14 protein-coding genes are annotated in these 13,658 nt (G+C 40.0%); 5 read left to right on the top strand and 9 right to left on the bottom strand.

The features are described 5' to 3' along the window. Positions 1–44 precede the first annotated feature (44 nt). Positions 45–650, bottom strand: a complete 606-nt coding sequence (locus L641_RS0112400) for a peroxiredoxin C (RefSeq protein WP_008109095.1) — start codon at positions 648–650, stop codon at positions 45–47. A gap of 236 nt (positions 651–886) precedes the next feature. Beyond that, positions 887–1,600: a fatty acid metabolism transcriptional regulator FadR gene (gene fadR / locus L641_RS0112395; protein ID WP_008109093.1), complete on the bottom strand. Its 714-nt coding sequence runs from the start codon at positions 1,598–1,600 to the stop codon at positions 887–889. A gap of 301 nt (positions 1,601–1,901) precedes the next feature. Between fadR and nhaB the strand changes: the two genes are divergently transcribed. From nhaB to L641_RS0112380, 3 genes are all read left to right on the top strand, one after another. Continuing rightward, positions 1,902–3,473, top strand: a complete 1,572-nt coding sequence (gene nhaB, locus L641_RS0112390) for a sodium/proton antiporter NhaB (protein WP_008113298.1) — start codon at positions 1,902–1,904, stop codon at positions 3,471–3,473. Positions 3,474–3,590: 117 nt separating this feature from the next. Continuing rightward, a complete protein-coding gene (dsbB, locus tag L641_RS0112385) occupies positions 3,591–4,109 on the top strand; it encodes a disulfide bond formation protein DsbB (protein WP_024602043.1) in 519 nt (172 codons plus the stop codon). Position 4,110: 1 nt separating this feature from the next. Continuing rightward, entirely contained in the window at positions 4,111–4,413 is a 303-nt protein-coding gene (locus L641_RS0112380) for a DUF6170 family protein (RefSeq protein ID WP_024602042.1), read from the top strand. 12 nt (positions 4,414–4,425) lie between these two features. Here the strand turns inward: L641_RS0112380 and L641_RS0112375 are convergent, their stop codons facing one another. After that, positions 4,426–4,719 carry a ComEA family DNA-binding protein gene (locus L641_RS0112375; RefSeq protein ID WP_024602041.1) on the bottom strand — a complete coding sequence of 98 codons (294 nt, stop codon included), beginning with the start codon at positions 4,717–4,719 and terminating at the stop codon, positions 4,426–4,428. Between the two features lie 297 nt (positions 4,720–5,016). Here L641_RS0112375 and L641_RS0112370 point away from each other — a divergent pair, with 297 nt between their 5' ends. After that, a complete protein-coding gene (locus L641_RS0112370; RefSeq protein ID WP_013465532.1) occupies positions 5,017–5,316 on the top strand; it encodes a YebG family protein in 300 nt (99 codons plus the stop codon). A 211-nt stretch (positions 5,317–5,527) separates the two neighbouring features. Here the strand turns inward: L641_RS0112370 and putP are convergent, their stop codons facing one another. Further along, on the bottom strand, positions 5,528–7,039 hold the full coding sequence (gene putP / locus L641_RS0112360) for a sodium/proline symporter PutP (RefSeq protein ID WP_008113313.1): 1,512 nt from the start codon (positions 7,037–7,039) through the stop codon (positions 5,528–5,530). Between the two features lie 344 nt (positions 7,040–7,383). Between putP and L641_RS0112355 the strand changes: the two genes are divergently transcribed. After that, positions 7,384–8,607 carry an HDOD domain-containing protein gene (locus L641_RS0112355; RefSeq protein WP_013465534.1) on the top strand — a complete coding sequence of 408 codons (1,224 nt, stop codon included), beginning with the start codon at positions 7,384–7,386 and terminating at the stop codon, positions 8,605–8,607. A 63-nt stretch (positions 8,608–8,670) separates the two neighbouring features. On the opposite strand, the gene L641_RS0112350 is transcribed toward L641_RS0112355, so the two are convergent. Genes L641_RS0112350 through L641_RS0112330 form a run of 5 tightly spaced genes read right to left on the bottom strand, consistent with a single transcriptional unit; the run spans position 8,671 to position 13,657 of the window. Further along, positions 8,671–9,402 carry a VacJ family lipoprotein gene (locus L641_RS0112350; RefSeq protein ID WP_008112252.1) on the bottom strand — a complete coding sequence of 244 codons (732 nt, stop codon included), beginning with the start codon at positions 9,400–9,402 and terminating at the stop codon, positions 8,671–8,673. Between the two features lie 9 nt (positions 9,403–9,411). Continuing rightward, positions 9,412–10,668, bottom strand: coding sequence for a c-type cytochrome biogenesis protein CcmI (ccmI, locus tag L641_RS0112345; protein WP_024602040.1), 1,257 nt, complete (start codon positions 10,666–10,668; stop codon positions 9,412–9,414). Then, complete coding sequence (locus L641_RS0112340) at positions 10,669–11,130, bottom strand: cytochrome c-type biogenesis protein (RefSeq protein WP_013465536.1); 462 nt, start codon at positions 11,128–11,130, stop codon at positions 10,669–10,671. Further along, positions 11,127–11,699 (bottom strand): DsbE family thiol:disulfide interchange protein, encoded by a 573-nt coding sequence (locus tag L641_RS0112335; protein ID WP_013465537.1) that lies wholly within the window; start codon positions 11,697–11,699, stop codon positions 11,127–11,129. Before L641_RS0112335 ends, L641_RS0112340 begins: the two co-directional genes overlap by 4 nt. Next, complete coding sequence (locus L641_RS0112330) at positions 11,696–13,657, bottom strand: heme lyase CcmF/NrfE family subunit (protein ID WP_024602039.1); 1,962 nt, start codon at positions 13,655–13,657, stop codon at positions 11,696–11,698. Before L641_RS0112330 ends, L641_RS0112335 begins: the two co-directional genes overlap by 4 nt. Between the last annotated feature and the right edge of the window lies 1 nt (position 13,658).

The raw sequence follows: 13,658 nt of genomic DNA, 5'->3' as shown, positions 1-13,658 counted from the left end.
ACCGCCATTTTGGCGGTTTTTTTATCTTAAACTAAAGGGCTAAATTATAGCTCGCCTTCGTTTTCAGATAAGAATTTAGCAACGCCTTCAGGGCTTGCGTCCATTCCTTTTTTACCTTCAGTCCAACCAGCAGGACATACTTCACCGTGCTCGCTGTGGAATGCTAGTGCATCAACCATACGGATCATTTCGTCGATGTTACGACCCAGTGGTAAGTCGTTCACTACTTGGTGACGTACGTTACCTTCTTCATCGATTAGGAAAGAACCACGAAATGCAACGCCCGCTTCTGGGTGCTCAACGTCGTATGCTTTACAGATTTCGTGTTTAACGTCTGCAACTAGTGCGTATTGAACTTTACCAATACCGCCGTCTGCTACAGCCGTGTTACGCCATGCGTTGTGTGAGAACTGTGAATCGATTGAAACACCAATTACTTCTACACCACGTTTTTGGAATTCTGCATAACGCTTATCAAAAGCAATAAGCTCAGAAGGACATACAAATGTGAAATCTAGAGGGTAGAAAAAGATTACTGCTTTTTTACCTTTGATTTTTTCGTGAAGGTTATAGCTATCTACAATCTCACCGTTACCTAGAACAGCTGCAGCGGTAAAGTCTGGTGCCTGACGGCCTACTAATACACCCATTTTATTCTCCAAATATTTTGAGTTTATTGTCAATTGCTTACGCAATACTGATTACTAATATGGGCACTAATTTTAAAATTACAATAGCAACCATATTTAATTAAACATTATTCTATGGCTATAAAAAATAAATTAACAATCGTATTTATAGATAGCACCGTTCTAAAATAGCGAACGCTTGATAAATGGACTGATTTTTGATCATAAAAAAACCTGCTTTAAGCAGGTTCTTTTTACTAATCCATAATATCGCTAGGCATATCACCGCGAATATGTTGCCATATTTCACCGGTTTGATGACCATATTTACGCATCATGAATATTGCACCATCGTGCTCTTTATTCTCAGCAAGCTTAGTTAAGTCTTTATAAAACTGGCGTGCAAGCTCGCGAGTGCGAGGATCTGAAAAGTAATGACAGCCAATCTTAGAATAAAAACCTTTAAAGCCATTAAGGATGAGCACATAAATGCGATTGTTACCGGCAACAGCTAATTCATGATGAACTTTATAATCATAATCTGCAAACGCTTGTGCGCTATCTTCTAATTCATCGCTTTGTGATAAAATTTCGATAACACGCTCTGGTGCAAGTTTTATAGCTGCACGGGTATAAATTGCGCTGATATTAGTACGTGCTGAGAGTAACTGATCGGTTAGCTCTGGCATTTTATCTTCATCTAAACGTGCCAGTGTTTCAAGAATGTTTAATCCTGACGTTTCCCAAAAATTATTAACGCGAGTGGGTTTACCATGTTGGATTGTTAACCAACCGTCTCTGGCTAATCGTTGTAACACTTCACGCAATGTGGTTCTAGTAACACCAATTAACTCTGAGAGTTCACGCTCAGCTGGCAGAATTGAACCTGGAGGAAAATCACCATTCCAGATTGACTCTACTATGTACTCCTCAGCAAATCCTGCTGGGCTTTTCGCTTTAAAAATTCTCATTCAATTCCTACTCGAATTAATTCACATCACATCGCTACATACGATTAACTGACTGATTGTACCAGACAAGCCACAACTAACAAGTAAAGTAAGTTAAATTACCTAGGCATGTGATTAAAAAGGCAACTTTACTTGTATGATTCGCTAGTTTTACCGATAGGTTTTAAACACACTATGAATGCCAACCTATTATTCATACCAGACACTTTGACTATTATTATTTAGTTGTTTACACCCTCTATAGGCTGGACTAAGTTAATGACATTAACCAGACTATTAAACGCCTCCCTAGGGAAAAATCATGCAACAGAGTGTCCCATCTGCAATATTTATAAATTTTTTAGGTAAAGCACCTCAATGGTATAAATACACCATTATTGCATTTTTAATAATTAACCCGCTGCTGTTTCAATTAAACCCTTATTTGTCTGGCTGGGTACTGGTTATTGAGTTTATTTTTACACTGGCCATGGCGCTCAAGTGTTACCCACTGCAACCTGGTGGTCTACTTGCCATTGAGGCACTATTAATTGGTATGACATCAACCACGCAAGTTGAACATGAAATAGCACAAAACCTAGATGTGCTTTTATTACTTATTTTTATGGTTGCCGGTATTTATTTCATGAAAGATCTGCTGCTGTATATTTTTACCAAGTTAGTGGTTTCAGTAAGAAGTAAAACCGTTTTATCGCTTGCGTTTGCAATAGCTGCTGCGTTTTTATCAGCTTTTTTAGATGCCCTAACTGTAATGGCGGTTGTTATTGCGGTGGCCATGGGCTTTTATAGTATTTATCACAAGGTGGCCTCAGGAAAAGATTTTATTAGTGAGCACGATATTAACGATGATAACCAAGTAAAAGAGATAAACCGTCAAGAGCTTGAAGAGTTTCGTGCTTTTTTACGTAATTTACTCATGCATGCCTCGATTGGGACCGCACTTGGCGGCGTGTGCACTATGGTTGGTGAACCACAAAACTTAATTATTGCAGAGCGAGCAAGTTGGCTATTTGGTGAGTTCTTTTTAAGAATGCTGCCCGTTTCTTTACCCGTGCTTTTTGCGGGCTTATTAACAACCTTTTTATTAGAAAAAACAAAAACCTTTGGCTATGGGGCAAAACTGCCAGAAACAATTCATGCTATTTTAAAAAACCATGCACAAACACTTGATAAAAAACGTACCAAACGCGATAGAGTGAACCTCACAATTCAAGCACTTATCGCTATCTGGTTAATTACTGGCTTAGCGTTACATTTAGCAACCGTGGGCTTAATTGGTTTATCGGTAATTATTTTAGCCACGTCGTCGGCCGGCATAATAGAAGAGCACCAACTCGGTAAAGCCTTTGAAGAGGCCCTCCCCTTCACTGCACTACTTTGTGTATTTTTTAGTGTGGTTGCAGTAATCATCGATCAACAACTCTTTACTCCCGTGATTACTTGGGTACTAACATTTGAAGGGCACTTACAATTGGTGATGTTTTTTATCGCTAATGGATTGCTTTCAATGGTCAGTGATAATGTATTTGTCGGCACTGTATATATAAATGAAGTTGCTGCAGCTCTAAAAGCAGGTCAAATAACTCGAGACCAATTTGATTTACTTGCAGTGGCAATAAACACCGGCACAAACTTACCCAGCGTGGCCACCCCTAATGGTCAAGCTGCTTTCTTATTCTTACTGACATCAACACTAGCTCCCGTGTTACGCCTATCTTACGGTCGAATGGTGTATATGGCTTTACCTTACACTTTTGTGCTTACCTTTGTTGGGTTAAGCGCGACTTATTTTGGCTTGAGTGAAATAACCAGTTTGTTTTATGACTGGGGGATAATACAACACCACATCCCTGTAGCGAATTCTGGGCATTAAGAGCTTCCCCGACTTTGAGGAGCTAGGAAATTTCATAGCTCCTCACTTTTCCCTTTTACTTGCTCCGCTGTTTATCCTACGTCATAATCTAAGCCCTTATTTAAATACGGATTTGTTATGAACTGGCTTGCTAATCTAAGTACTCAGCGTACACCTTGGTTATTATTCAGTGGGATTGTTTTTCTGCTTGAAGTCATCGCGCTCTTTTTCCAATACAACATGGGGTTAGCGCCGTGCATTATGTGTATTTACCAACGCACCGCGGTATTAGGCTTACTTTTTGCCGGTATTATTGGCGCCAGTAAACCAAACAACCTCGTAGTCCGTATTGTCGCTTATACAGTGTGGGGGGTTTCAAGTGTATGGGGGTTACTAATAGCTCGTGAGCACATTGAAATGCAAACAACCACTGACCCCTTCGCATTTAGCTGTGAGTTTGAGCCAAATTTTCCAGAGTTTATGCCATTACATCATTGGATACCGCAATTTTTTGAGGCAACCGGTGATTGCGGAAACATAGATTGGCAATTTGCAGGCTTAAGTATGCCAGCATGGATGGAAGTTATTTTTGTATTGTTTACCGCCACACTCTTTATATTGGTGGCCAGCCGATTAATAACTAAAAAGTCACTTTAATATGTTTACTTTTTTTTCAAGCCACGTTGACGAACTTAAACACTTAAAAGTTCGTCAAAGACAAACCGTTATTGCGATCTCGTTAAGTATGCTCTCTCCTAGTGACAGAGTGTTAATGCGTATTGTAAAGCTTATGCTGCTAAGCCCATTTTTTTTAATATTTACCCTTTTTGAAGGATGGCTACTCGTGCCCTTTTTGATTGTGGCTGGTTTAAGCTACCCGCTATTAACTGCCCCCGTAGATGTTAATTTTGCTAAAAAGCACCTTGGTGCTGCCTTAAAACAGTTTGATCAGGGCGCATAGCGCCCTTTTAAGTTAAAACGCCACCTTTCCATCAAGTTTGGCTAGCATTTTTTTACCCACCCCTTTTACTTTAGCTAGATCTTCAAGTGATGCGAAATCACCATTGGTTTCTCTATAATCGATAATTGCCTGTGCTTTTTTCTTGCCGACACCTGGTAACTTAATTAACTGTTTTAAATCAGCAGTATTAATATTAACCACGGCTGATTGCATCTGCTCTGATAGCATATCGCTTTGCGCAAAGGTGGTACCCATAGGTAATAAACATAAAGCAGCGGCTAATGAGATGATTTTAATTAATTTCATACTATTTCCTTTTGTGTTCTCACATGAACATTTGTTGATTATTTACACCCAGCACTTTTACATAACGTTGTGGTTACTAAGTACTAACGGTAACAATCACTCCTTGCGACTCCTTTACTGCAACGCGTTATAAAGTGACTTAATAAATAAAGTAGAGTTACTCTTTATTGTCAACCAAGCTGCAGATAAACTAAGGCTAAAGCTTGCAAAAACGCGCGCAAGCTTGTACTGTATATAAAAACAGTAATCTAATGATTTAAATTAATCATATTGCCACGTAAGTAAGCAGGAGAAATCATGGCTGTTGTTGTTAAATATGTTGTAGAACGAAACGGAGTCGAGCGCATGACGTTTACTACTAAAAAAGAAGCTGATGCCTATGACAAAATGCTCGATATTGCCGAGTCACTAGAACTCATGCTTGAAAAAGTAGATGTACCACTAAGTGAACAACAGGTTGAGTCGCTCGCGCTGGAGATTGCAAAAAGTAAAGACGACTTTATGGCCGTACTTAAAGGTGGTAAAGAAGTACCCACTAAAGCTAAAAAAACAAAGTCAGATAACGTTGCGGATATAAAAGATAAAGCAGCGAGTTAGTACTTTTAAAAGCTCAATAGTAATTGTTAAAAAACTGAATTCGGTATTCGAATTCAGTTTTTTTATGCCTTTAAATAATAATAGCTAAAGGCAAGTAATCGGTGATTAAACGAGATGAATGGTCTTTTCTAAAGGTCAGCCAATAAAAAAATGCCAACCAGTTAAACTGATTGGCATTTATAAAAACCAACACTTTACGTTAGCTAATCAGTTACAATGACGATTCAACTTCATCAAACAGATCAGTAATTTCTTTTTTCGGTTCAGCTGTCACAAGGCTTCCTACCACAATAGCAATACTCGCTAAAATGAAGCCTGGGACGATTTCATAAATTACACTGCTTAAGCTCTCACCATTAATGGTAATAGGCGCATAAATCCATACAAGCACTGTTAAAGCACCAACAACCATACCGCTAATAGCCCCTTTTAAGTTCATACGTTTCCAGTAAAGGCTAAACAAGACAAGTGGACCAAATGCAGCACCAAAACCAGCCCATGCGTTGCTAACTAAATCAAGTATTGAACTATTACGGTCATACGCTAGGTAAATAGCAAATAACGCAACCAGTATTACGCTAATACGCCCTACTAACACCAGCTCAGTTTGCGAGGCATCGCGGTTTAAGTAAATCTTGTAGAAGTCTTCAGTAAGCGAGCTTGAACACACCAATAATTGCGATGAAATCGTACTCATAATCGCAGCTAAAATAGCAGCCAGTAGGAAGCCAGCAATTAATGGGTGGAAAATAAGTTCAGCTAATACTAAGAAAATGGTCTCTTTATCGGCAATAGGCATTTGGTTTTCAATCATAAAGGCAGCACCAAATAAACCGGTAAATACCGCACCAATCGCAGATAGTGTCATCCAAGACATACCAATACGACGCATAGTTGGCATTTCTTTCACTGAGCGAATAGACATAAAGCGAACAATAATATGTGGCTGACCAAAGTAGCCTAAGCCCCAAGCCATCGCAGAAATAATAGCAATGGTAGAACCACCAGCAAACCAATCAAGCATATTCAATGAATGGATTTCACTGGCTTTTGGTGAACTTAACAACTGCTGGTAATTTGCATTTGCTAAAGTATCCATAAATGGCTGATCAAGCATCATATAAGTAGCGATAGGTACTGCAAGCAAGGAGATAAACATAATACAACCTTGCACGAAGTCTGTTAGGCTAACCGCTAAAAAACCACCAAATAAGGTGTAAACAACAACCACACCCGTGGTGATGTATAAACCCATTTCGTAACTCATCTGAAATGAATTTTCAAATAACTTACCACCGGCGACTACGCCTGATGAAGTATACAAAGTAAAGAACACAATAATAACAATTGCAGAGATCACACGGAGGATATTCTTGTTATCATCAAAACGATTTGCAAAATAATCAGGGATGGTAATAGAGTCATTTGCTTTTTCAGTATAAACACGCAGTCTTGGGGCGACTAAGAAATAGTTTGCCCATGCGCCTAATACTAAGCCAATAGCAATCCAAACCTTGCTAAGCCCAAATAAGTACATTGCGCCAGGTAGGCCCATAAGTAACCAACCACTCATGTCTGATGCACCCGCTGATAAGGCAGCAACACTGGGGGCTAAATTACGACCACCTAGCATATACCCTGATATATCGCTGGTAGATTGCTTATATGCGTATAGTCCTATTCCCAGCATTACAATAAAATATAATGCCAGTGAAATAATCATTCCTGTTTCCAAATTTGCCTCCACTTAAATAAGTAATAACAGGCTTTTAATCCAAATAATGACTCTTGAAATCTTATAATTAAGACAGTATTGGAATAAAAGCTTTCTACTGAACTATAACACGGTAATTGCTAATAACTCCAACCCGCTCATTTAAGTAGATAAAAAACCATCGGTTAGCTCACTTTTGCAACAAATAAAATGAAAAACAATAAAATTAGATTAAGAAATACCAAACCAACCATAGTATTTTATTAATAATGTTCATTTTACCGATGCTATTTTGAATGTTTTCCAATATATTATTACAATGTTAATCAATTTCTACTCTTTCGGAATCCAATATGTATTTTTACGCTGCTCGGCAACCTATTTTAGATCGCAATAAAGAACTAATTGGCTATGAGCTTTTATTTCGTGATGGAGTTGATAACGTATTTCCAAATATTGACGGCGATGAAGCCACGTCTCGACTGATTGAAGGCAGTCAATTTAACTTTGGCTTAGAAGATTTAACTGATAATAAACCCGCTTATATTAACTTTACCTTAGACACCTTGTTAAAAGGCTACCCAACCCTTTTAAACAAAGATGGGGTGGTAATTGAAATACTCGAAACCGTCCAGCCAGGTAAACGCTTATTGGCAATTGTTAAAGACCTAAAAGAAAAAGGCTATACGCTAGCGCTAGATGACTATGCACATCAACCTGTATGGCGGCACTTTTATCCGTTTATCGATATTATTAAAGTCGACTTTTTAACTTGTGATATTGAAAACGTTAAAACGATCATAGAGGATTTAAAACCTTACCCACATATCAAGTTACTCGCAGAAAAAGTTGAAACTTACGCGCTTTACAATCAAGCTTTTGAACTAGGTTTTGAATACTTTCAAGGCTTTTTCTTTTCAAAACCAGAAATGGTGCAAAGCAAGGCGTTACCGCCATCGGGCATGGCATTGGCTGAGCTACTCTATGAAACATCCAGCGTAGAAATGGATCTTAAAAAAATCACCGATGTATTTGAGCGTGATGTCAACTTATCGTATAAGCTGCTACGCTACTCAAATTCGGCAGCATTTGCTCGCCGCTCTGAAATAAACACTATAAAACAAGCGCTTATTGTATTGGGCGCGGCTGAAATAAAAAAACTACTCTCTTTATTATTTGCCGCACAAGTCTCTGCAGACAAACCTCTGGAGCTTATTAGGTTGTCGCTAACACGCGCGCGTTTTTGTGAGCTTTTAGCAATTTCACATGGCAAACTTAGAGATACAGGAATAGCATTTTTAACCGGCATGATGTCGCTTATGGATGCCATACTAGATGAAGAGATGGACAGTGTAATGCTTAAACTACCGCTTTCAAATGAGATAAAAGCGGCATTGTTAAACAATGAAGGGCTGCTTGCTGAGTATTTAAACTTAGTAACCCTCTATGAGCAGGGTAACTGGCACGCTGCTAACGATAAAGCCCAACAGCTTAACTTAGGTGATGATGTGCCTGATGCTTACCACGAAGCACTTAATTGGGTTAGTGAACAAATGCAGATAATGATTGATAATTAAAGCGCTCATTAGTAATTAATAACTAAAAATAAAACGCCAGCATTTGCTGGCGTTTTATTTTTATTAAAGGCTTTCTAAGAAATCTTCGTCAAAATCTTCAGGCTCTTCTTTTATTGGCGGATTGCCATCGTAGAGTTCATATAACTGACGCTGAAAGTAAATGTCTTTAACAAACAGGTATGGGTCTAATGAATCATTTAATAAACCCTCTTGAGCCATTAAAGACGCCCTTGCCTCAACCGCCTTTAACGCAAACACTAAAATTGTTTGTGGTGTAGTCAGTGCAATTTTAGGTAAAACCACATTATCAACAACATCACCGGTTAAGTTACGTGCAGTTGATGGCCCCATTGCCGGGATCATTAAATAGGCACCATCGCCTACTCCCCACACACCTAAGGTTTGGCCAAAATCTTCATCAGTTACTTCAAGCCCTAACGAACTTGCAACGTCAAATAAGCCAAACACTCCCACCGTAGAATTCACTAAAAAGCGCGCAAAATTAATTCCGGCACTGCTTGGCTTTCCTTGCAGACCCGCATTAATAATATCAACCGGTGCTGTAATATTATCGGTAAAATGCACAATACTTCGACGCACAGGCTGTGGGGTTACTGTTATATAACCCACTGCCGCAGGCCTTAAAATATAAGCATCAAGTACGTCCATATTAAAGTCATAAATAGGTCTGTTTACACTTTGTATGGGATCGCGCTCATCATATTTACTCTCAGGCACTTGAGCACAACCCGATAACGTGAGTAAACATAATAAAAGTAAGCCTTGTTTTAACATCTCAAATCCTTAAGGTATTAATGTATCAATGTTCAGTTGCACTTGGCGCACCTCTTTAGAAGCAAGCACTTGAGAATGCCCTTCAAGCTCCCCAGTGCTTGGCATAACTGAATCATCATTAGAGATACGCGCAGAAATGATAATTTCACTCGCACTCGATAAGTTTAGCCCTGCCATCATGGCATTAGCATCGCTCAGCTCAACCGTAATTGGAAAGCTATAGTCTGTTAGTTTGACCACGGCTAAAGGCATCGGTGATCCCTTAGCCGCTTTAGCAAACACAAACAAAATACCGTTATTGGGCTGTTTGTCTGCAAGTTGGCTATCGATATCAACGGTAACTTGAATACTTTGAGCCGCTAACTGATCGCCACTGGTTGCCACGTTTTGCTGAGCAATTTGTAGATCGATTTCGCTAATACGTTGGTTGATCATAGCATAGCGCGTATCAGACTCATCCATACTTGCAAGTAACACCTCAAACGCTGCCTTTGCCTGTAGCCAGTCTTTTCTCTCAAAGGCGATCAGTGCAAGTAACGAAATCGCATCAAGGTTATTTGGTTGAGCTTGCAGTACTTTAGAAAGCATACCCGCTGCACGAGTCATGTTCTCTTCACTGCCCTCAAGTAATAGCACCTGAGAGTAGCTAACAAGCGCCTGCATATTATCAGGGTTTATTTTTAATGTTTTATCGAATGACTGTTTCGCCATATCAAATTCATTTAGCATTAAAGCAACACGCCCTAACAACATCCAAGCGACTTCATCATCACCGCTTTGGCTTAACTTAGTACGCAGTGCTAGGGCAAACGCTTGTAACTCATTTTTAGTTAATGGCTCGCCCTTTTGCATTACGGCGCGCTGACCATAATCGGCCAAGTTATCCATTGCATCATGCCAAGCTGCAATTTGTTGCTGGCTGCCTGTCATTGCATAAAAAATACCTGCTAATGCAATTAAAAACGCCGCCCCTGTTAAAGCAAATATACGATTGTCACCACGGCTATTTAGTGACTTCTCTGGCAATAATTCATTAAGTAAACGGCGTTTTAATTCAATAATAGCTTCGCTGTGATTTTGCGAGTCTATACGTTGATTATCTAAATCTGCCTGTAATTCAACTAAACGCTGTTCATAAATGCTGATAAGCTGTGCATTGGCGTTGTGGGTGATGGTTACTATGCGCTCTTTTTTTAAAAAAGGCACAATAATAAACAGCAATGCAATGAGTGTGAGTAAAGCAAAAGACGCCCACATTAAAATCATTTAACTTTGCTCCTGATGTTTATTTTGTTTAATCAGCTTATTGAGCATCACTTCATCAGCGTCACTCCAAGTTTGTTTTACCGACGCTTTACGTTGGCGAATCACAATAAAGCCAAACCCAATTATTACGATGAGTACCGGAAGTACCCACAGTATTAACGTGGCAGGTGTTACCGGTGGATCGTAATGAACAAAATAGCCATATCGATCAATCATGTAATCAATAACTTCATCTTTGGTTTTGCCATCTTTTACCAACGCCAGCACTCGCTCGCGCAAGTCTTTTGCGACAACAGCATCAGAGTCAGCAATATTCTGATTTTGACACTTCGGGCAACGTAATTCTTTTGTTAGCTCTTCAAAGCGAACAGCTTGCTCGTTGCTATCAAATTGATAACGGTCTTGCTGAGCAAACGCAGCTACACTAACAAACAAGCTAAGGGTTAATAAAAACAATCTCATGGCTGCAGCTCCTGCATAATAGGCGCAAACTTAGCACGCCAAACTCGAGGGTTTATATCACCAGTGTGATGTAACAAAATGGTGCCATTTTTATCTACTAAAAATGTCTCTGGTGCACCGGACACCCCTAAATCTAAAGACAATGAACGTTCTAAATCTAAAATATTAAATTGATAAGGGTCGCCCGCACGTGAAAGCATATTACTCACATCATCACGCAGCGCTTGCATATCAAATGGGCCATCAAAATCGGCGTCGTAACTTTGTACATAATACAAGCCGATAATTTTAACCCCTTGCTCGCGTAGCTTAGTTAAATAGCCAAGCTCAGCTAAACACGTCGGACACCATGTGCCCCAAACGTTTAGCAAATACACGTCACCCTTTAGCTGCTCATCAGTCCAACGTTTATCGTCTTGCATTAAATCAGGTAAATTAAACGCAGGCACCGTTTGACCAATTCGCCCTGTTTGTATTTCCCGCGGGTTGGCAAACAACCCTTGGTATAAAAACACACAGATAAAGATAAAAATTAATAAAGGGGCAATTGCGATAAGTTTACGGTTCATACTGCCCCCTCTATTTCATCTTTTCGCGGTGAGGCGCGATAGCGCTTATCGAATAAAATCACAAAACCAGCGAGTGAGATCAGAATACCGCCAATCCACATCCAACGTACAAACGGCTTATGGTAAATACGTAATGACCATGCCCCTTCACTTAGTTGCTCACCAAGCGCAAGATATAAATCACGAGTGAATCCGGCATCAATAGCGGCTTCGGTCATAAATTGCATACCAATATCGTAACGACGCTTTTCTGCATATAAACGCGTTACAGTGTCATTCCCTTTTAATACCGTCACGACACCTGCATGACCACTGTAGTTTGCACCACGAATAGTCTTCACACCTTCAAAGCGGTATTGATACTGATTTAGCTGTACGCTATCACCAGGCTTCATTGATACATCACGCTCAACTGAATACGCCGAGGTGAGTGTAATGCCCGCTATAACAAAGGCTAAACCAACATGCCCCAGCACCATTGCCCAATAGCTTAAACCTAAGCGCTTTATACCGAGTTTAAGCGAGCCATGAACCGCTGCTTTGGTATATAAATCAATAAAAGTGGCAATAAATATCCATACACCTAGCGTGGTTGCTAAAAGTGTTAATGGAGTCACTACCTCATAGCTACTAAATAACCACGCACAGGTAATGATAATACTGACTAATGCGCCTACAAATATTTTATTTTGTAAAAAGGCCCACTTATTTTGCTTCCAACGCAGGAAAGGTCCGATGCCCATTAAAATAGCAAATGGCACCAGTAAAATAGCAAACATTTTATTAAAGAAAGGTTCGCCAATTGAAATACTGCCTAGCCCCATTTCCTTGTGCACCATAGGTAATAATGTACCTAACAGTACAATTAATGTAGCAACTACTAAGAAAATATTGTTTAACCAAAGAGCCACTTCACGCGATACAAATTTATAACGCCCTTCACTTTTAACTTGTGAAACACGCAAGCCATACAACGCTAAACCGCCGCCAACAACTACGGCCAAAAAGCCAAGAATAAATAAGCCACGATCAGGGTCTGTTGCAAATGCATGCACCGAAACAATAATCCCTGAGCGAACTATAAAAGTACCCAGTAAGCTTAATGAAAACGCCGCAATAGCCAGTAACACTGTCCATGATTTAAATACGCCACGTTTTTCAGTCACACTTAAAGAGTGCAGTAACGCGGTTGCGACTAACCATGGCATGAGTGATGCGTTTTCAACGGGATCCCAGAACCACCAGCCACCCCAGCCTAGCTCTGAATAGGCCCACCAACTACCAATGGTGATACCTAAGGTTAAAAAGCCCCATGCTGTCATCGTCCATGGGCGTGACCATTTTGCCCACGTATTATCAAGTTTGCCGGTTAACAACGCGGCAATAGCAAAGGCAAAAGCAACAGAAAGACCGACATACCCCATATAAAGTAATGGAGGGTGAATGATCATCCCCAGGTCTTGTAATAATGGATTTAAATCGCGTCCCTCAACAGGGAAATAGGGCAGTAAACGTTCAAACGGACTTGAAAGTAGCAAGGTGTACATCATAAATCCGACACCTAAAAAACCAAGCACACCTAATACGCGAGCACGAAGTACCCAAGGCAGTGACTTTGAACGCAAAGCAACAACGGCGGTCCAACCGGCCTGCATTAATAACCACAGTAAAATAGCGCCTTCATGGCCACCCCATGTTGAGGTTATTTTATAATACCAAGGCAAGGTGCTACTTGAGTGATACGCTACATAAGATACGGTAAAATCATCGGTTAAGCTGGCATAAATAAGCGCAGCAAAAGACAAAGCAACAAATGCAAACTGACCAATAGCAAGTGATGGCGCAGCGCGCATCAAACGAAGGTTTCCAGTGTGTGCACCCCAAAGTGGGAAAATACACAACAGAATACTCAGTACCATGGCCAATGTTAGGGAAAAATAACCAAGTTCTGGGATCATA

Source organism: Pseudoalteromonas sp. TB41, from assembly GCF_000497975.1.
GTDB lineage: Bacteria > Pseudomonadota > Gammaproteobacteria > Enterobacterales > Alteromonadaceae > Pseudoalteromonas > Pseudoalteromonas tetraodonis.
This window is presented reverse-complemented; position numbering and strand designations above follow the sequence as displayed.

Excerpts from the sequence above, each read along its gene's own strand:
- L641_RS0112380 (WP_024602042.1), top strand. The coding sequence starts at position 4,111 with ATGTTTACTTTTTTTTCAAGCCACGTTGACGAACTTAAACACTTAAAA.
- nhaB (WP_008113298.1), top strand. The coding sequence starts at position 1,902 with ATGCAACAGAGTGTCCCATCTGCAATATTTATAAATTTTTTAGGTAAA.
- L641_RS0112330 (WP_024602039.1), bottom strand. The coding sequence starts at position 13,657 with ATGATCCCAGAACTTGGTTATTTTTCCCTAACATTGGCCATGGTACTG.
- L641_RS0112340 (WP_013465536.1), bottom strand. The coding sequence starts at position 11,130 with ATGAGATTGTTTTTATTAACCCTTAGCTTGTTTGTTAGTGTAGCTGCG.
- fadR (WP_008109093.1), bottom strand. The coding sequence starts at position 1,600 with ATGAGAATTTTTAAAGCGAAAAGCCCAGCAGGATTTGCTGAGGAGTAC.
- L641_RS0112350 (WP_008112252.1), bottom strand. The coding sequence starts at position 9,402 with ATGTTAAAACAAGGCTTACTTTTATTATGTTTACTCACGTTATCGGGT.
- L641_RS0112370 (WP_013465532.1), top strand. The coding sequence starts at position 5,017 with ATGGCTGTTGTTGTTAAATATGTTGTAGAACGAAACGGAGTCGAGCGC.
- L641_RS0112335 (WP_013465537.1), bottom strand. The coding sequence starts at position 11,699 with ATGAACCGTAAACTTATCGCAATTGCCCCTTTATTAATTTTTATCTTT.
- L641_RS0112400 (WP_008109095.1), bottom strand. The coding sequence starts at position 650 with ATGGGTGTATTAGTAGGCCGTCAGGCACCAGACTTTACCGCTGCAGCT.
- dsbB (WP_024602043.1), top strand. The coding sequence starts at position 3,591 with ATGAACTGGCTTGCTAATCTAAGTACTCAGCGTACACCTTGGTTATTA.
- L641_RS0112375 (WP_024602041.1), bottom strand. The coding sequence starts at position 4,719 with ATGAAATTAATTAAAATCATCTCATTAGCCGCTGCTTTATGTTTATTA.
- putP (WP_008113313.1), bottom strand. The coding sequence starts at position 7,039 with ATGATTATTTCACTGGCATTATATTTTATTGTAATGCTGGGAATAGGA.
- ccmI (WP_024602040.1), bottom strand. The coding sequence starts at position 10,668 with ATGATTTTAATGTGGGCGTCTTTTGCTTTACTCACACTCATTGCATTG.
- L641_RS0112355 (WP_013465534.1), top strand. The coding sequence starts at position 7,384 with ATGTATTTTTACGCTGCTCGGCAACCTATTTTAGATCGCAATAAAGAA.